Raw genomic sequence first — 18,989 nt, 5'->3', positions numbered from 1 at the left:
CCATGCACCCAGACTTCCTCGCCAATCTCCAACGCGTCACCCGCCGGCAACTCTTCGGCAAGAGCCTGCACGGCGTCGGCCTGGCGGCGCTGGCGTCGATGATGAAGGTCGGCCAGGCCCCCGCCGCCACGTCGGGGATGACCTCCCCCGTCGGCGGTGCGATGCGCGGCTTGCCGAACCTCCCGCACTATCCCGCCAAGGCCAAGAGCGTGATCTGCCTTTGGCAAGGCGGCGGGCCGTCGCACCTGGATCTGTTCGACTACAAGCCGGTGCTCACGAAGATGGCCGGGCAGGACATCCCCGAGTCGGTCCGCGGCACGACGCGTCTCTCGACGATGTCGGCGAGCTACAAGAAGTGGCCGATCACGCCCGCGATCAAGCCGTTCAAAAAGTGCGGCCAGAGCGGCACCGAGATCAGCACCCTGCTGCCCTACACGAGCCAGATCGCCGACGACATCTGCGTTGTGCGGTCGATGAACACCGAAGCGGTCAACCACGCGCCCGGCGTCACGTTTTTCATGACCGGCGCACAGGTCCCCGGCCGCCCGAGCATGGGCGCCTGGGCGACCTACGGCCTGGGGTGCGAGGCCGATGACCTGCCCGGCTTTGTCGTGATGACGTCTTCCGACAAGGGCAAAACCTGCGGGCAGCTTTTCTTCGACTACTACTGGGGCAGCGGCTTTTTGCCGTCGCGCTATCAGGGCGTGCGATTCCGTGGCGTCGGCGATCCGGTTCCGTACATCGCCAATCCACCCGGCACCAGCCGGCAGGGACGCCGGGAACTGCTCGACGACCTGCAAGCCCTCAACGCCGCCCACCTGGCCGACTACGGCGACCCGGAAATCGATACCCGCATCAGCCAGTATGAGATGGCGTTCAAGATGCAGGGCAGCGTGCCCGATCTGCTCGATTTCTCGACCGAGCCGAAGCACATCATCAACATGTACGGCCCCGATGCCCTCATCAAGGGCACGTACGCCAACAACTGCCTGATCGCGCGAAGGCTCATCGAGCGCGGCGTGCGGTTCGTGCAGCTGATGCACGCCGGCTGGGACCAGCACGGCAACCTCTTCACACAGCTGGAAGGCCAGTGCAAGGACACCGATCAACCGTCGGCCGCGCTGGTGGCCGACCTCAAACAGCGCGGTCTGCTCGATGACACGTTAGTCGTCTGGGGCGGCGAGTTCGGCCGAACGCCCTTCGGCCAGGGCGACCCGGCGAAACCCGCCGGAAGAGACCACTTCGGCCGCGCCTACAGCATGTGGCTCGCCGGCGGCGGTGTGAAACCCGGCAGCACCTTCGGCGAGACCGACGACTTCGCCTGGAACATCACCAAAGATCCCGTCCACATTCACGACATGCAGGCGACGATCCTTCACCTGATGGGCATCAACCACGAGGCACTGACGTTCAAATACCAGGGCCGGCAATACCGGCTGACGGACGTGCATGGGCATGTAATGAAGGGGATGCTGGCGTGATTCCCACTCCCTCTCCCCAGTGTACAGGTGAGAGGGGATAGAGCCCTTGTCACCCTGTAGGGTCCGCCTTGGCGGACGCGATTACCGTCACGATAAGCCCGCGCGTCCGTTGCCAGGCAATCGCATTGGAAATCAACTCAGCGATGTGACAATATTCACGAAGCATGGCAGAACACACGATTGGTAACCTGCCCTGTGCGGGTCACGTCTACTCGTTTCCGGTGGGTGATGGGCGACTCTCGGTGTGCCGCATCATTCACGATTCGACGAGCGAGAAAGCACGTAGATGGGGTGGTAACTGCGTGCTCGCGGCCGCCTCGTCTTGGTTAGGCAACTTGGTGCCCTCAATTGACGATCCAGAGCTCAGGACAGTGTTACGCCTAACGCATCATTCGTGGGACGGCGATCCGAATGTGCTCTGGGTTATGTCGCCAGTGCCGCCGGAATTTCAGTTGGTAGGTCACCTCGAGCCTTCAGCAGATGACAAGGCCATTGACTCCACATCTCTTGCGGGCAACTGGAGTGTGCTGACACAGCACGCCCTCATACAGTGGAGGTGGGACCATGATCGATCCGCACTTCTTCGTGACGATGCTGCGTCTGACGCGCGGGAAGCCGAACGTCGGCACAGAGACGAAGAACGTCGGAGGGCATATCTTGAGTCAGTTCGGCTGGAAGATTTGGCCGAAAGGTGTTTCTTCCCAACTTGGGAGATGTCGTCAGAACGATTCGTCGAGGCATCACGCGCGATCATGCGTCAGACAGTTGAGGGCCTGATTGAACTCGGGTTAAGTGCGCCAAAGAAGGCGAAAATGGAGGTCTTGAAGGGCTGCATCAAGTCATTCAATCGTCTCGATCGACAGTCAAGGCACGCAATCGATACTGTCGAGCGAGAGGACATATGTGAAGAGTTTGACGCAATCGTCCACGCATGCGGGCTAGGCGTGTACCAGAACCTGGCAGACCGTTGGCGTGATTGGTAGACGGCTCGTTTCGAGGGCCGACATGCGGACTGCTATCACGCGCAACAGTACCCGGTGCTCGCGTAGGGTCCGCCTTGGCGGACGCGATTACCGTCACGATCACCCGGCGCGTCCGCCAAGGCGGACCCTACGGGAAGCGATCGCCCCTTCGTACACCGCTGCGAGCATCCCGATGTTCGCCGCCGCGGTGTAACGCTCTTCGAACGTCTTGCGGCAGTTCACGCGCATTGCGCCGAGTGCCTCACGGTGTTCCAAGCCCCATTGCAGTTGCCGGGCCAGGTCGGTCGGATCGCCGGGGGTGAAGTGCAGTCCTGTCTTCTCGTGCGAAATCAATTCTGACAGCGCCCCAAGATTCGACGCCACGATCGGCGTGCCCCTGCTGAAGGCTTCGCACACCGTCTTGGGCAATCCTTCGTACCAGACCGACGACAGCACCATGAACGCGGCGTCGCCCATGCTGGCGTAGACCTCGTCCATCGGCCGGCGGCCGAGCCATTCGATGCGCGGGTCGGCGGCCATCGCCTGGCGGACCAGGTCCGCCTGCATGCCGTCGCCGAGGATGCGGAGTTTGAAGTCGCCACGAACCTGCTTCCAGGCGGGCAACAGCACTTCGATGCCCTTGCCTTCGTCGAGTCGGCCGACGTAGAGCGCATAACCGCCCGCTCCGCTTCCGGCGCCACGGTCGTCGAGGATGAAGTTGGGCTTGACGACGATCTTGTGCCGCGGGAAGCCGCCTTGCGAAAACTTCTCGCGGGCGAACTCGGTGAGGGCGACGTAGCGATCGACGGCGTGGTGATACGTCCTCACCATGCGGTGGACGCCGAGCATGCCCGCTGTGACGGTCGATGCCCCGCGGTCGCCGCGATAGCACTTATGAACCGCGCCCGGCCAGGGGAGGGTCTTGCCGAGGCAGTCTTCGCAGACTTTGCCGTCGCGCAAGAAAAGTGAACCAGGGCAGAGCAGCCGGTAGTTGTGCAGCGTCTGAACCACCGCAGCCCCCGCGCTGCGGGCGGCGTAGTAGCTCGCCGGGGAGATCAGCGGGAACGTGTTGTGAAAGTGGACGACGTCGACCCGGTGCCGCTGAACGAGGTCGGCGATCTGGCGGGCGGTGTCGCGGTTCCAGAGGGTTTTGCCGACCAGCGCCAGTTTCCCCTGCCCGGCGACCGAGTCGTTATGGACGGTGAACTCCGTCACCTGGTGGCCGGCGGACTTCAGAAGTGAGGTCTCGTCCGCGAAGACTTGGTCTTCGCCGCCGGGGCGTTGGTAGAAGTTGTGGGCGACCAGGATGTTCATCGATATGGATCTCAGCCCGCGTTGCACTTGGCCTTCGGGCCAATGGCCATGACGTTGGTATCGACAGGACTGCCGGCTGACCGAACCAACCGTAATGGGAGTCCCATTTTGCACTCGAACCAAGTGATTTCGTTCACACAGCCCGCCTTTTTTGTTGTGTGAATCACGATGTCTGCGTAGCCTCGCCAACAGTTGTTCCGCCCACTGTTTGCAGGATCTTGATGTCAGCCCCTTGGATTACAGAAGTCGCGGCGACGTTCGGCCCCAGTCGGGGCAAGGACCCGTCATCGCGTTCGGAGCGCAATCGTCGGACTCGTCAGCGGTTAAGTCTGTCGTTCACCCAGGCGCTGCTGATGCTTCTGTGCGGATACGCGCTCGTGGGCAAGGTGACAGCGTACATTGGGGTTCCGCCGGTGTTCGTTGGTGAGATCGTGCTCGCCCTGGGGCTGCTGGCCTGGGCGTCAGCACCCTTCATGGGACTGAGGCTGGTGTCGATCCCCGCCGCGATCCTCATGATGTTTATGGCATGGGGTGCCCTTCGCACATTGCCTTACGTCTCGACCTATAAAGTTGACGCGCTGCGCGATGGCGTCATCTGGGGCTACGGGCTGATGGCATTGGCGATCGCACGGGTGATCGGCGACGACGAGGCCCTCTTTGCACGAGTCGTGAAGGGGTACAAGCGGTACATCCCCTACTTTCTCACGTTCGGGTTGTTCTTCTTCGTCTTCTGCAACTACCTCGCGCCAAACGCCCCGGGCATGATCAGTGACAAGCTGGTCAACCCGGTGAAGGGCGGCGACTTCCTCGTTCACCTGGCGGGCGTGTTCTGCTTCCTCTCCGCGACACGCACCGAGCGACCCTGGCATGTGGTCATGATCGCGATGGCGCTGGCGATCAACCTGTCCGGCCGCGCGGGGATGGTCGCGTTCTGCATGGCGGCACTGATCATCTCGATTTTGGCACCCAGCGGCCGGGCCATCGGCTTGTTCACGGGCCTGGCGATCGCCGGCGTTGGGTTGCTCTGGGCCAGTGGCATTTCGATTCGGCATTCCCAGAGCGGCCGTGAGATTTCATTCGACCAATTGGTCACGAATGTGATGAGTGTCGCCGGAAACTCCAATAGCGATCTGGTCGAGGGCACCAAGAAGTGGCGTCTGAAATGGTGGGACAGCATCATGACCTACACCTTTCAGGGCCCCTACTTCTGGAAGGGCAAGGGATTCGGAATCAACCTTGCCAACGACGACGGCTTTCAGGTCAACGCAGACGAGTCCCTGCGAAGTCCGCACAACGGCCACCTGACGCTCCTGGCGCGAGGTGGCGTGCCGGCGCTGGGGCTGTGGATCGCGGTCCAGTTGTCGTGGCTTATCACCATGCTCATGGCCTGGTGGCGGGCCAAGCGTCAGGGGCACGCGGAATGGGTCATGGTCTTTGCCGTGCTGATTGCGTACTGGGCATCGTTCCTGGTGAACACGACTTTCGACGTCTTCCTGGAAGGCCCGGTCGGCGGGATCTGGTTCTGGTCTGTCTTCGGCGTAGGCCTGGCTGCAGTCCGCATCGCCAACCGTCAGGCGGCGGGCCTGGACCGCGTCGGGGGTGAGGATTGGGAGAACGGCGTCGCGGCGGCCGCATCTCCTGCGACCGCAAACGGCGTCCCTGCTGATGCCGCGGCCGCCGCTCCAAACGCGGGCGACACGCCGGCAGGAACCACGGCAGACCCCATGCGAAGCGCAGCGGCAACCAGGCCGCGGTAACCGTCCAGATTCATTGGCTCGTAAGCGGCGGCCTTGAGATACGCGATCGCCGCCCCACTCCATCGGCTGCCGCGTAGGCACTCGCGTCCGACCCTGCAGAAGTACGCCCCCATCGCCTGCCGCGCGCTCCGACGACGGGAACTGACGGCGATCCGCGCGTCGGCCTCGGCACGCTCCTGTGCTGTCGCGGCGAACGGCTCGCCGGGCTGCCACCGCTCCATGATGCGCCTCACAAGCTGCGCGTTGGCGTACCCGTGATCCTTGAACACCCCGGAGACGGCTTCACGCCGCAATCGGTACTGCAACACGACATCCGGGAGCGTTGCCGCGCGGAACCGGCTCATCAATCGGGCGAAGAACTCGGTGTCCTCTGCATGCCTGAAGGCCGGGTCATAGAGACCGACTTCAATCGCCGCGTCCCGGCGGAACATCACCGCGGGATGGCACATCACCCAGGGGCGGCGGCCGATGCTGGACCACAGCTCTTCGTGGGTGACCGGGAATGGCACGACGTCAGAAAGGGGCTGGCTCTGTTCGTCGATGGTCGCCACCCACGCACCCAGCAGCGCGACTTGCGAATGCGTCCGCAGGTAGGCCGTCTGCTTTGCGAGCCGGTCGGGCAGGCTGACGTCGTCGGCATCCATGCGGGCAATCCACTCGCCGCGGGCTTCGCGAATTCCACGGTTCAGCGTCTGAACGAGTCCGACATTGGTCTGGTCGAGTACGCGCAGCCGGCAGTCGTTGTAGCGGGAGAGGACCTCGCGGCTGCCGTCGGTGCTGCCGTCGTTGATCGCGAGAATCTCGAAGTCGCCGAAGGTCTGGCCCAGCAGGCTTTCGACCGCCGCCGCCAGGTAGGGTCCGGCGTTGTAGACGGGCAGGACGAAGCTGACGCGGGGCGTTGGCATGAGTTACTGCTCGACACGGGGCGCCGGCAGCGCGCGGAGCGATGGCCGGATCGTCTGCCTAGGCATCGGACGAATCGGCTCGGGCCTGAACTGTTGCTGGAATTTGACGGCGCTGACGGGCTTGGGGGTGGAGACGGTTTTCCCCAGCGTTGCGCCGATCAGGATGCCGAGCGGCGCCATCACGTAGATGTAGTTCGCGGAGTTGTCGGTGAACATCGACATGCCCACGCCGGCGACGGACAGGAGCGTGCCGAAGTTCAGTGAGAACGCGACCGGATCGTGGCAGTAGCGGGCCGCCATGATGCGCCGCCAGAGCATGACCACGACGACGGCTAGAAACGCCATGAACCACGCCAGTCCGAAGATGCCGATGTCGTAGAGGTAGCGGAGGTAGTCGTTGTGCGGATGTGGCAGGTTCTGGAAGTTGGCCTGGCAGAAGGCCGACCCCGCGCCGGCGCCGGCGCCGAACCAGAGGCGCAGAGGGTTGCGGATGTCGTTGAGCATCGCCTGCCAAGCGGCGGTGCGGCCGGAGGCGTTGATCGCGACGCCGCCCACCTGAAGGGAAGCGTCGTAGCCGAAGAAACGCTGGTACATCTCGTCGGACGACAGCAGCAGGCCGGCGAACGCCAGTCCGCCGCCGACGAGCATCAGGACCGCCAAGCCCAGGTTTTTTCTCCCGCCCAGTAGCGCGTAAGACACCGGGTACATCGCAAGCAGGGTGACCATGCCGAGCCGCGAGTGGCTGAGGACCACCAGGACGGTAAGCCAGATCGCGATCGCCAGTCCGGCTTTCTGGCCGGCGTGGAAGCGGGCGATCTGCCGGGCGACGGCGATGATCGCAAACAACGCGAACGGGCGGGCGAGGAACACCGGACGGCCGCCGATGATCAGCTCTCCGCCGATGCCCTGCGTCAGCAACGTGAAGGTGTAGAACAGCCCCGCCGTCACCGCCGCAAAGTCGAGCGTGACGCCCACCGCTTCGGCAAAGTCGCGTTGATTGGCGGTCTCGCGGGCACAAAGCAGGATGAACCCGGCGAACGCGACGATGACGGCCAGAAGCTGAATCGCGTTGCTGTCAAAGCCCCTGCCCCAAAGCGGACTCACGCATGCCAGCAGGGTGAACACACCCAGCGGCAGCAACGGCCGCAGAAGCGTCGTCGGCACGTGAGGCTTGAGGAACCAAAGTCCCCATGTCACGGCGGCGGCGGCGATCGTCCAGAAACCGAGCCCGGAGATGCCGCCAAACTCCACCACCTGGGGGAGCGTGACCGTGCCGCTGATCATCAGCGCAAGGAAAAGATAGAGGCGTTCGGGGGCGGGGAAGCGGGTGCGTGTGAAACGGGCGGCAAACTCCCGGCTGGTCCAGGAGGGGGCGGCGAGCCGAAGGTTGGCGCCGCGTGCGGCGTGAATGGCATGAGGCTTCATGACGGCGGCTCCCGCGTATCGGCCGGGCTCCGCCAGGGGAGGGAACGCTACCGGGACTTGCCGGCGGCGATCTCCTGATAGACACGGGCGATCCTGCGCCCGATATGCTCCCAGTTGAGCTCCTGCGACCTGACCAGTGCACCGGCCGAAAGCCGGCCGAGCAGGTCCTGCTCGTCTATCAGCCGGCGCAGCGCCGCGGCAAAGCCGGCGACACTCTCGCTTATGCTCACCATCGGCACCTTGATGCCGCACCTTTGGTCGACGGCCACGCCCATTCCGCACGCGTCGTGGCAGATCAGTGGAACGCCCAGCGACAGCGCCTCCAGCACCGCCGCGGGCGTGCCCTCCTGTATGCTGGTAAATGCCATGACGTCGGCCCGGCGGACTTCGTCCAGTGCCCCCTGCAACGGCAGCCCGCCGGTAAATCGGACCTTCTTACCCAGGCCCAGTCGTTCGGCCTCGGCCTTCCACTGGTCCGTCAGCGGCCCGCTCCCCAGGACGGCAAGTTCGACCGGGGCGTCCGGCCCGAGCGTCTGCATCGCCCGCAGCAGGATCGGCAGCGCCTTGCGGCCGATGTGCAGCGCGCTCCAGACGATTCGCAGCGGCCGGGACGGATCCCGCTCCCGCGTGCGGGCGTCTGGGCGTGGCATGCAACCCATCTCCAGCAGCACTTCGCTCGGGTAGCCCCAGATCTGTTCCACCATCCGCGTGCTCTGGTGGCCGACTGTCCAGAGGTGCCTTGCGGCGGCGGCGGCACGTCGGCAGCGGAACACCGTGCGCTTCTGCACTTCGTTGGTGAGATTGCGGATCGTGTAGAAGATCCGATCCATCCAGCCCATGATCGGGAAGTAAGCGAAGGGTATATTCGCCCCCCCGCCGATCGGACCCCAGACAAACGGGATGGGCAGTTTCCAGAGGTAACCCGGCTCGCGAAACCCGGTGATGTTCAACTGGTGTGCGATGTCGAACGGCTTCTCGGCGTGCAGCCGCCGGGCTTCGGCAAGCGCCGACTTCTGCCAGCGCTTGTAACCCATGTAATAGACCGTACGCCGAAACAGTTCCCGCTCCTTCTGAAACCACTGACTGAGCTTCGGCCGCGGCACATAGTGGAAGGTCATCCCGGGGATCGGGCCGTGCTTGGCAATGTACGCGTTGATCTCGGTTTCGAACGCCGTCTCCTGCCCGCCGGGCATCCCCTTGGCGCACAGGATCGTCAGATCGTGGTGCTGGGCCAGCGCGTGGCAGATTCCCCATCCCACCCCGGGTTCAGAGCCGCGGGCCGGCGAAAGCGTGTAGGCGCCGACGAGCACGCGCAGGCGTTGACCGTTCGCCGCGGGCGGCGAGACGGTTCGGGGTTGTTCGGCGAGCATTGTCATTGCCGTAGGCTGTTCCCTTCATCGGCGAAGCAGCGAAGGGGGTACACGCCGCGAATCCGATGATTCTCGCTCAACTCGCACGTCTAATAAATGTCCGGAGAACCCCGAAGTGTTGCCCCGGGTGAGCGGACCCCCTTTGCAATCGAGGTGAATGACGTTGCCTGAATCGATTCGGGCGTGCCCGGTAATCCGGGCACGCCCAATCTTGACACCAAATGAACACACGGCTGACTCGGGCACCGGCAAGTCGCCGCGTGATGGCATTGATTCGCGGAATGTTCGAATCGGATGGAGTGGTTACTTGCGAGCCTGCAGCACGTCGAACTCCTGGCTGGTCAGGCCGGGCACGAGCGTGCGCATCGAGCGCGGTCCGCCGTAGTTGCCGGCACCCTTGCGCGGGATGTCGTTAACCACCAGGCCGATCACCCGCGCGCCGACGCTTTCCAGCGCGTCGCGGGTTTGCTCGGTCGAGCGACGATGCGCCGACTGGGCCGTCAGGACGATCAGCGTCGCATCGGTGGATGCGGCGATTACGCGGGCGTCCGACGCCGACATGACCGGAGAGCTGTCCAGCAGCACGATATCGTACTTGTCGGCGAGGGTTTCCAGGGTGGTGCCGAACTCCTGGCTGTTGAGGATTTCAGCCGGATTGGCCGGGACGGGACCGCACGGCAGCACGTCCAGTCCGCCGACGCTCGTGTGCTGAAGCGTGTTCTCCAGCGTCGATCGTCCCGACAGGAGCGTGGAAAGCCCGGCGGTCGTTTTCATCGAGAAGACGTCATGCACGGAAGGCTTGCGGAGGTCGCAATCAACGATGCAGACCTTCTTGCCCGACTGCGCCCAGGCGATGCCCAGGTTGGTCGTCAGGGTGGTCTTGCCGTCGCCGCTGCAGGGGCTGGAGATCATCAGCGTGCGAAGCCCGGCAGGCGCGGAGAACTGAATCGCCGAGCGCAGCGCCCGATAGGCCTCGGCCGCATCGGACGCCGGGTCGAGCAGCACGCGCTGGCCGCTGACGGAGAAGCTTCGCTTGGTCGAGCTCTGGGGGATGACCGCCAGCAGCGGCATGCCCAGGCTGCTGCGGATTTCGTTGGCCGACCGCATGCGGTCGTCGAGCCATTCCCGCAGCGCCGCCAGCACCATGCCAAGGACCAGGCCCATCGCGATCGCGATGACCATGACCTTGCGGTGGTCCGGAAGCGCGGGCTTCTCGGCCGGGCGGGCCTGATCGATCACGTCGATCGAGATACCGCCGGTGTCGCGCTCGAGCTTCATCTCGCGAATCTTGGCGTCGTACTGGTCGCGGATCTGCCGCAGCTTGTCCATTTCGGACCTGGCCACGGTGTAGGCGTATGCGTGGGTGTTTAGCTTGAGGATTTCCTGCTTCGCTTCGTTGTACTGGGTGCGAAGAAGATCGGTCTGGCGTCGAAGCGTATCTTCGCGACGCTCGATGCTGAGCAGGTAGATCGTGTTCAGCCGCTTGAGCCGACGCTCCAGCGTCTTGACCGACGGATGCTCCGGCCCGTACCGCTGCTGCAGTTCGCCGAGCTGGGACTGTGCCTGGAGAATCTCAAGGCGAAGGGCCTGCTGTTCCTGCGGCGAAGCGATGCCCAGTTCGACTTCCTGCTCAAGCGGGTCGGCGGCTCCGGCCGGCCGTGAGGATGCCATGCGACCCAGCGCCCTTCGGGCGGCACCGGCGTCGCGCTCGGCGTTCTTCAGTTCCAGTTCCGTCGTGATCAACTGCGAGTTAAGCGAATCGAGCCGGCGCTGTTCCAGGCTGTTACGCTCGTCCTGACGAATCGACGGGCCGTGTTCGCTCTCGAGCTTCTGCAGCTCTTCCTGCTTCTTCTTGAGCTCCTTGTCAGCGGCGGCGAGCTCCGCCTCGTACCGCTGCATCATCTCGGGCATGCTGCTGACGTCACGACGGCTTGTGGCGAACTTGATGTACGCATTCACCACCGTGTCGGTGATGGCGGCGGCTTCGGCGGCGGACTTGTCTTTTGAGGTGACGGCGATGATGTCGGTGTTTCGGTCCAGCTCGACGTCGATCACTTCCCGCAGCGCCTGTGTCCGGGTCGGAACCTTCCCACGCGTCTGCGTGTTTTCGGTCAGCATCGCCCCGGCCAACGAGAGCACCGCATCGCTGCGGATCACTTCCATCTGCGTATTCGTGAAGTTGCCGGCGTTCGACGCCGACGGCCCGCCCTGCGACTGGGTCAGCACGATCGTCGATGCCGGGCGCACTAGGAGCTTGGAGGTGCTTGTAAACAGTGGTGTCGCGACGCGCAGGTACGCAAACGCTCCCAGGCCGGCGACCAGCATCGCCAGGATCAGCACCCACTTCTGACGCCAGAACAGAAGAAGCAGCCATTCGCTGGGGCTCTTCGATTCGACAGGCTCACCGCTTCCGGGGCCGGGGAGTTGATATTGGGGAGGGGTAACCAAGATTGTGTCCCGGTGTTCAAGATCGGCCGCCGGCGTCAGATCCACATACCGGGCCCGTCCCGATACGCCAACTGAGCCAACTAAATCTGCGCGGCCCGATGCATCTGCATCGGTTGTGAGGAGCAACGGCTTTGGGCGGGCCGGTTCGAAACTGCCGCCCGATGGTCATCCGAGACCTTCAAGTTCCCCAATCTAACGGCTGGCGCGCCATTCACCAAGAGTTCCGGCTTTCAGTGCCAGACCCGTTATGGACAACCCGCGCGGTCTCGATTTCCAATCCCTTCGGGACGGATTATTGGACGATCGGTCCAATCCCCGGCAAGATCCGGCGGTTAGAATCGTTGCCTGACGCCTGCGAGGTGGTCAAAACAGGAAAGATTTAGTACATAGTCCGTCACGCGAAAGTGTGTTCTGCGATTTCTCGCGTTCCCGCCGTGCTGCAATGTCCGGTACTTCGAGGTTTCATCCATGAGTCTGGTCAGGGTTCAAGTCTGGGACGCCACCGCGACAAAGCGCCAAGAGGTGGAGATGCCCGACGACGCGCCAGTGAACCGGATTCTGGCGGTCTTGCTCGATAAAATGAACTTCCCCCAGTACGCACCGGACGGACAGCCGCTGAGTTACAAGTTCCATCACAAGGCCAGCGGCAAGCAATTGCTCGACAATCAAACTTTAAAGGATGTCGGCGTCAAAGACGGGGATGTGTTGCGGCTTCAGCCGGAGATCACAGCTGGAAGTACTGTCTAGGCTTCCAAGGGTCGGCGACTGACGGGGCTGTCGTACCGCTGCCTCCCCCGAGCTTCGGTGCTCTCGCGTTCTTTGTTTTTCTTTGCTCATGTCGCTCAAGGATGAGATCAAGCTCGTGGGACCCACCGATGCGTCGCCGACGCAGGGCATCGACGCCGCCACGCCGGCCGTCGCTCCGATTCGTATTGATGTCGGCGACGAATCCGGCGATCGTTTCGATCGCTTTAAGCTCATCGGGTGGTGGGATCAGAACAAGCTCCGGGCGGCCAAGGTTCTGGTGATCGGTGCCGGGGCACTGGGTAATGAGATCCTGAAGAATCTTGCCCTGCTGGGGATTGGGAACGTGCTGGTGGTCGATCTCGACAAGGTCGAGAACTCGAATCTTTCCCGGTCGGTGCTGTACCGCGCCAGCGACAACGGTTCACCCAAGTCTGTCGCCGCCGCCCGGGCCGCCCGCGACATCTATCCCGATCAGAAAACCCACGCACTGGTCGCCAACGCCGTTTACGACTTGGGGCTTGGCGTCTACCGGTGGGCGGACGTGGTGATCGGCGGCCTCGACAACCGCGAGGCCCGGCTGTCGATCAACCGCGCCTGCATGAAGTTGAACAAGCCCTGGATCGACGGTGCGATCGAAGTCATTCAGGGGACCGCCCGCGTTTTCGACCCCGCCGGCCCGTGCTACGAATGCACCATGTCCGATACCGACTGGCGACTGTTGCAGATGCGGCGGTCGTGCAATCTTTTGTCGCGGGCTGAAATGGTGACCGGCAAAACACCCACCACCCCGACGATCAGCAGCATTATTGCCGGCGTACAGACGCAGGAAGCCGTCAAGATGCTGCACGGCCTGCCGACAATCGCCGGCAAGGGCTGGGTGTTCGATGGCTTTACCACCGAGGCTTACACCGTCGAGTTCCAGCGCAAAGACGATTGTCTGAGCCACGATACGCTTGACGAAGTGTTGGAACTGGATGCCCGGGCGGGAGAGATCACGCTGGCCGATTTATTGGCCGAGGCCCGCAAGGCACTGGGGCCGACGGCCGAACTGGAGTTGCCGCGCGACGTGCTGCACAAGCTTGCATGTCCCGTCTGCGGCGAGCAGGTGGAGATGTTCGTGTCGCTGGGCCGGGTTGCCGCCGACGCCGCCTGGTGCCCGCATTGCAAGCAAAGCGGGAAAGATGTGCGGCGTGACGTGGTCACCTTCTACAAGATTCGCGGGAATGAGTCGTTTCTGGGCAAGACGCCGGCGGAGATCGGCGTGCCGCCTTACGACATTTTGATCGGGCGGCGTTCCGGGGCGACGGCCTCGGAGAACCGATCGATAGGATTGGAGCTGTCGTGGGACGCCGAAGACGTTCTGGGACCCCTTTGGGACGGACCGGCACTGGAATGGACGTAGACCCGAAATCATCCAAGCTGCCACCCGCCGACGAGGCCGACCAGCCCTCAGCGACGCGAGGTACGTCTGCGCCCCAGGCACGTCCCCATGAACACCAGACCGGTACCGGCGATCCTGTCGCGGCGCTGCTGGATGCGGCCACGCAGAACGATCCCGTCGGGTCCGATGCCCCCGCCGTAGCCGGACCGAAACCTGCAATCTCGCCCGGCAGCGATTCGGCCGAAGCCGCGCTGCGGGCATCGATATCCGTCAAACCGCTGAAGGATGCGCCCAAGCTCGATCCCGATCACCCGCTGTTCCAGTCGATCATGAAGAAGGCGGTCCTCGAACAGGTCACCGCCCACGGCGACGAGTACCCGGGCGTCGAAGTCTGCGGGGTCCTGATCGGCACGGTGTACGAGAACCCGCAGGCGTCGTTCGTCTATATTGACGGCGCGATCCGAGGCGAAGCCTCGAGCGGCCGGAGCACCGCCGTCACCTTCACCGCCGAAACATGGCAACACATTCATAAGGTGATGGAGGAGAAGCACCCCGGCAAGAAGATCATCGCGTGGTACCACACGCACCCGGGGTTCGGGATCTTCCTGTCGGAGATGGACCTGTTCATCCAGCGGCACTTCTTCAATTCGCCGTGGCAGATGGCGTTCGTCGTCGATCCGCAGTCGCGCGAGTCGGGGATGTTTGCCTGGCGTCAGGCCCAGGTGCGCCGTGTTGATTATGTGATCGACGACGAACGGTCCGGAAAGTCCGCCGAACCGGTCTTCCCGACACTTCCGTATCTGTCGTCCCCAACCGACTTTCAGGAAGATCCGAAAACACCGGCCGTGCCGGCGGCCGTCGAAGAACTGGCCCAGCGAATCGGCGTATTGGAAGCTCGAGTCAAGTTGTTGTCGGCGGGGTTTGCAATCCTGCTGGCGGTAGCGATCATCTGGCCGCTCGTCGTGCCGCTGGTCCTTCCGTCCAAGGCGAACGCGCCGACGACCAGCCCGGCGGTGCCTGCGGCGGGTTCGGGCGAGCGGTCACGGGATTCCACCCCGACGCTCCCCCTGCGGTCGAATTAGGTTCCGGTGCAGGGTTCAGCCCTGCCCGCAAGAGTACCGTCGCGGACTACCGTCTCGCGAACAAGGCACGGGCTGAATGCCTGTGCCATGCGAAACCGACCCCTATGTCTGAGCAGACGCCAGAAAAGATCACCGTCAACTACGACGACCTGAACAGCCGGAAAGTGGAACAGCGGCTCAAGGAACAGGATGCGCTGGCGCGCAACCGCGTGTACGCGGCGATGGACGAGACGATGGTCGCGCCCACCGAAGCGTCCGCGCCAAGCACCCTCGAGGCGCTCTGGCGGAACAGCATTTTCGCGCTGGCGTTGTTCGGCCTGATCGGCGGGCTGCTCGCCTGGGGATTGGGCACCCTCCTCGAATTCAAAGCCGACATCCGCAAGGACTCGGTCGAACGCATCGACGGCATTCGCAGGCTTATCAAGCTCACCGAAGAGGGAACGCTCAAGTACGATACCGCGAGGCTCTCGATCACCGACGCCGTCGAGAACGGCCGGGGTTTGAATCCGCATTTCGCCCTGACCGTCATTCCCGTAGACGCGCAGTTCCGGCGAATGATGCTCGACCGCATCACCGTCCTGGAGCGGACCAAGGAAATCACGCCCGAAGAAGCCAAATCGCGTCGCGATAAGGAACTGGAACTGGGCCGGCGCGAAAACCCCGACTTCGCCGTGATGACCGACGACTCGCTCTCTGACAAAGCCAAAATTCAGAAGCTCGATACGATGGCGGCCACCCGCGAGAAGGAAGCCGAAACGGTCGTCGAGCGGGAGAGCCTCCGGTCGTTCATCGGCAATGTGCTCGCATACGGCGTGCGTGGCGTGGTCCTGGGAATGCTCCTGGCGATTGCAGTTCCGCTCACCGAGAACAACATTCAGGCGACGGTCGTCAATGGCTCGGTCGGAGCGGCGTTGGGACTGCTCGGCGGCGTCGCGGCGGCATTCGTCACCAGCCGCATCCAGGGACTCGTCGCCAACTCACCGGCCAGCAGTACGCAGCAATACCTGGCCACCATCGCGACCTGGGGTGCGCTGGGCATCTTCCTCACCCTTGCGCCTGGCATCGTCATGCGCAATAAGAAGAAACTCGCGATCGGCCTGACCGGCGGCTTGATCGGTGGCTTGATCGGCGGCGTGCTGTTCGAACCCATCAGCGAACTGAGTTTCGTCAAGGACTACCCCCGCATCCCCGAACTCGTGGCGATGATTTCCATCGGCCTGCTCGCGGGCCTGGCCACCGGCCTGATCGAAGACGCCGCCAAGAGTGGCTGGCTGAAGGTCAGCCAGGGGCTGATCGCGGGCAAGCAGTTCATCCTCTACCGCAACCCGACGTACATCGGATCGTCGCCCGACTGCCAGATCTACCTGTTCAAAGACCCCAAGGTCGGCAAGCGACACGCGGCGATCCACATCGTCCCCAACGGCTTCGACATCGAAGACATGCCCCTGGGCGTAAACACCCTGGTCAACGGCAAAGCCGTCAGCCGAACACGGTTGAAAAACGGCGATCGCATCCAGGTGGGATCGACGCAACTGGTGTTTATGGAGAAGGAACAAGGATGAGCATCGGTGCTGTAACTGCGTGGCGGGGGTAGTCGAGTAAGATAGCGCCATGGCGTTCGCGCACTCGTACAAGGCTCTCTTGGTCCGAGATACCGAGACTTGGTGCACCGAATTCAAAGCCAGCGTATAGCCTTTTCTTTACTCCACCACCCCACCGCTCGAACACACCACCACGATTTGCCCAATGGCCCTGCTGCTTGTCGAACATCAAGGAGGGACTCGCGGCACCAAGCTGCCCGCCCGGGTTCTCATCGGCCGGCGGTCGATGAACCATCTGATCATCGACGACCCGACCGTTTCGCGGATGCACGCCTGGATCGACCAGCGCGGCGCGGATTTTATCCTGACCGACATGCGGAGCCGCACCGGCACCCGCGTCAACGGCCAACCCCTCGCCAAACGCCGCAAGCTCGTTGCCGGCGACGTGATCGAAATCGGGCCGGCTCGACTGACGTTTCAATCAGGTGACACTGTCCCGGCGGATGTACAACCGCTGGTCCTGCCGCGCGAGCCGGTCATGCTCGCCCGCGATATCGGCATCCGCTTCGACTGCCCGCATTGCCGTGCGCCGATGTGGGCGTCCAAGCAGTACGCGGGCCATGGCGGGATTTGCACCTACTGTGGCGAAGGATTCACGATCCCGCGTTCGGTGGTGAACGCACCGGCGGCGTCGCGTTCCGCTGCCGCCGCCGTCGTCGCCACAGCTGTAGCGCCTGCGATCACGCCCAACGAAGCCGTCGCGGCAACAACGGCAGCAACTCTGCCTCAAGCGCCGCCAGCACCGATCCCGCAGTACAAGCCCCGCCCGGCCGCGCCAGTTCAGCCAGTGGCGAGTGTAGCGACGCCTCCAAAGGAGCAACCAGCGCCCGCCGATCGCCCCGCGCCGTCATCCGCGACTGCCGGCGAAGCCCCGGATGCGTCCGTCGCGATGCCCTCGGAGATCGGTTCGTCACAGACAAGCTCCCATACCGCCGACCGCCTCGCACTGCCGCCAGAAGCGGCTGCGCCGGTGGTGTCGGCGTCCTCCCCCGCGACGGTGGACGATGTCATCGCAGCGGAAGATGTCGTCGAATCTCCGGTGATCGCCATTCCGGTGACGCCCGCACCGACCCCGGCACCGACCCCGGCACCGACCCCGGCACCAACGCAAACGCTCGCCGCCCCGCCATCGGCCCGGATGACGCCATCGGGCATCACCGCGCCCGCACCTGTCATTGACGCCGCGACCACCTTCGTCGCCCCCGAACCGGCGACCTACACAGAGCCGCCTGCCGTCGCGGGCAAGTTCAAGTGCGGCGTTTGCCACTCGCCGATCCTTCCTGGCGAATCGCTTACGGCATGTCCTTCCTGCAATCTCAGGTTTCACGTCGAGTGCTGGCAGGAGAATTACGGTTGTTCGGCGTACGGGTGTCCGCAGGTCAACGCGCTTGCTCCGCAGCCCGAACCGTCGGCCGAACCTGAAGTGACCGCCGAAGACGCCACGATCGACATGTCTCCCCCGCGCACGCCATGGGAGTTTGTGTTGCTCGGTCTCAGCGCGGTGGGTGCGGTTGTCAGTGGCTTTACCTTCGGCGTGGCGTCGTTGTGCATGCTGGTCTGGTCGATTCTCTACCTCGTTCGCAGCAAGGCCGACCCGGAACGCAAAGCCGGGCCGATCTACGGCGCGATCGCATTGTCGGCCGTGGGGGTTGCCGCGGGGGCGGCGGTGTCGTATTTCCTATTCCTCTACGGTCGAAAGTAGCCGGTATCGGCCGGTGCACCTGCGGTGCGACCGCTCATCGACCGAAGGTCTTGGAACGCCATCGCATGATTCACTTTAATTGCCCCCAATGTTCCCGGGCGTTCACCGTCCGCGACCAGGACGCCGGACGTCGCGCCAAATGCCGCACCTGCGGTTCGGACGTTGTCGTGCCGCAGACGGATTTCGAACCCGCACCGAAAGAGGGTGACGCCCTCGCCCCAGCCGCCGTCGCGCCGGTCGTCGCCGGCGGTTCGGCGACGACTGCGAAGCCGACGGAAGCGGCCGTCGCGAGCGAGCCCCGCCGAATCCCCATGCGCATTCGCCGACTGACGGCCGACGCCGAGCAGATGGCGTCGGCGTTCGCCAACTCGCCGCACATCCGGGTGATCTCCACCGAAGGCAGTCCGCCGGAGCTATACCGGCTGGCGTACAAGGTGAACAGCCTGGACCGCGGCAAGAAGCCGAACCAGCCCGTGCCGCGGCAACTGCACGAGGTGGAGATCCAGCTCACCAGCGAGTACCCGCGCATCAGCCCCAAGTGCCGGATGCTGACGCCGATCTTCCATCCCAATATCGATCCGACCACGATCTGCGTCGGCGACCACTGGGCGGCCGGCGAACGGCTGGTGGACCTGGCCGTCCGCATCGGCGAGATGCTGGCGTTTCAGGCGTACAACATTAAGAGCCCGCTCGACGCCGAGGCCGCGATGTGGGCCGACCTGAACGCCGACAAGCTGCCGACGGACACGAGCGACCTGCGGCCGGCGGAGTGATTCACTCCCTCTCCCCTTTGTACTCAAGGGGAGAGGGTTGG

At 63.8% G+C, this 18,989-nt stretch carries 12 protein-coding genes and 1 pseudogene; 8 read left to right on the top strand and 5 right to left on the bottom strand.

What is annotated here, in order from left to right; translation table 11 throughout:
- Positions 1-2 precede the first annotated feature (2 nt).
- Positions 3-1,481 carry a DUF1501 domain-containing protein gene (locus tag IPV69_RS21755; RefSeq protein WP_206291829.1) on the top strand — a complete coding sequence of 493 codons (1,479 nt, stop codon included), beginning with the start codon at positions 3-5 and terminating at the stop codon, positions 1,479-1,481.
- 1,082 nt (positions 1,482-2,563) lie between these two features.
- On the opposite strand, the gene IPV69_RS21750 is transcribed toward IPV69_RS21755, so the two are convergent.
- Positions 2,564-3,757, bottom strand: coding sequence for a glycosyltransferase family 4 protein (locus IPV69_RS21750; protein ID WP_206291828.1), 1,194 nt, complete (start codon positions 3,755-3,757; stop codon positions 2,564-2,566).
- Between the two features lie 221 nt (positions 3,758-3,978).
- On the opposite strand from IPV69_RS21750, the pseudogene IPV69_RS27375 reads away from it, so the two are divergent.
- Positions 3,979-5,094 (top strand): annotated as a pseudogene (locus tag IPV69_RS27375) (O-antigen ligase family protein); the annotation flags it as partial.
- 233 nt (positions 5,095-5,327) lie between these two features.
- Here IPV69_RS27375 and IPV69_RS27740 read toward each other — a convergent pair.
- The 4 genes from IPV69_RS27740 to IPV69_RS21730 form a co-directional block, all read right to left on the bottom strand.
- Positions 5,328-6,419 carry a glycosyltransferase family 2 protein gene (locus IPV69_RS27740; RefSeq protein WP_206291827.1) on the bottom strand — a complete coding sequence of 364 codons (1,092 nt, stop codon included), beginning with the start codon at positions 6,417-6,419 and terminating at the stop codon, positions 5,328-5,330.
- A 3-nt stretch (positions 6,420-6,422) separates the two neighbouring features.
- Entirely contained in the window at positions 6,423-7,844 is a 1,422-nt protein-coding gene (locus IPV69_RS21740; protein ID WP_206291826.1) for an O-antigen ligase family protein, read from the bottom strand.
- 47 nt (positions 7,845-7,891) lie between these two features.
- Entirely contained in the window at positions 7,892-9,214 is a 1,323-nt protein-coding gene (locus tag IPV69_RS21735) for a glycosyltransferase family 4 protein (protein WP_206291825.1), read from the bottom strand.
- Positions 9,215-9,517: 303 nt separating this feature from the next.
- Positions 9,518-11,662 carry a GumC family protein gene (locus IPV69_RS21730; protein WP_206291824.1) on the bottom strand — a complete coding sequence of 715 codons (2,145 nt, stop codon included), beginning with the start codon at positions 11,660-11,662 and terminating at the stop codon, positions 9,518-9,520.
- Between the two features lie 468 nt (positions 11,663-12,130).
- On the opposite strand from IPV69_RS21730, the gene IPV69_RS21725 reads away from it, so the two are divergent.
- The 6 genes from IPV69_RS21725 (at position 12,131) to IPV69_RS21700 (ending at position 18,948) form a co-directional block, all read left to right on the top strand.
- Positions 12,131-12,409 carry an EsaB/YukD family protein gene (locus tag IPV69_RS21725; RefSeq protein WP_206291823.1) on the top strand — a complete coding sequence of 93 codons (279 nt, stop codon included), beginning with the start codon at positions 12,131-12,133 and terminating at the stop codon, positions 12,407-12,409.
- Between the two features lie 88 nt (positions 12,410-12,497).
- Entirely contained in the window at positions 12,498-13,811 is a 1,314-nt protein-coding gene (locus tag IPV69_RS21720) for a HesA/MoeB/ThiF family protein (protein ID WP_206291822.1), read from the top strand.
- Positions 13,802-14,872 (top strand): Mov34/MPN/PAD-1 family protein, encoded by a 1,071-nt coding sequence (locus IPV69_RS21715; RefSeq protein WP_206291821.1) that lies wholly within the window; start codon positions 13,802-13,804, stop codon positions 14,870-14,872. The genes IPV69_RS21720 and IPV69_RS21715 overlap by 10 nt, the downstream gene beginning before the upstream one ends.
- Positions 14,873-14,976: 104 nt before the next feature.
- Entirely contained in the window at positions 14,977-16,434 is a 1,458-nt protein-coding gene (locus tag IPV69_RS21710; RefSeq protein WP_206291820.1) for an FHA domain-containing protein, read from the top strand.
- 184 nt (positions 16,435-16,618) lie between these two features.
- Positions 16,619-18,175: an FHA domain-containing protein gene (locus tag IPV69_RS21705; protein ID WP_206291819.1), complete on the top strand. Its 1,557-nt coding sequence runs from the start codon at positions 16,619-16,621 to the stop codon at positions 18,173-18,175.
- A 65-nt stretch (positions 18,176-18,240) separates the two neighbouring features.
- Positions 18,241-18,948, top strand: a complete 708-nt coding sequence (locus IPV69_RS21700; protein ID WP_206291818.1) for a ubiquitin-conjugating enzyme E2 — start codon at positions 18,241-18,243, stop codon at positions 18,946-18,948.
- Positions 18,949-18,989 lie beyond the last annotated feature (41 nt).

The sequence above is a fragment of the Humisphaera borealis genome, from assembly GCF_015169395.1.
Taxonomy (GTDB): Bacteria; Planctomycetota; Phycisphaerae; order Tepidisphaerales; family Tepidisphaeraceae; genus Humisphaera; species Humisphaera borealis.
The sequence above is the reverse complement of the archived record's forward strand: the minus strand, read 5'-3'. Positions and strand labels throughout refer to the sequence as shown.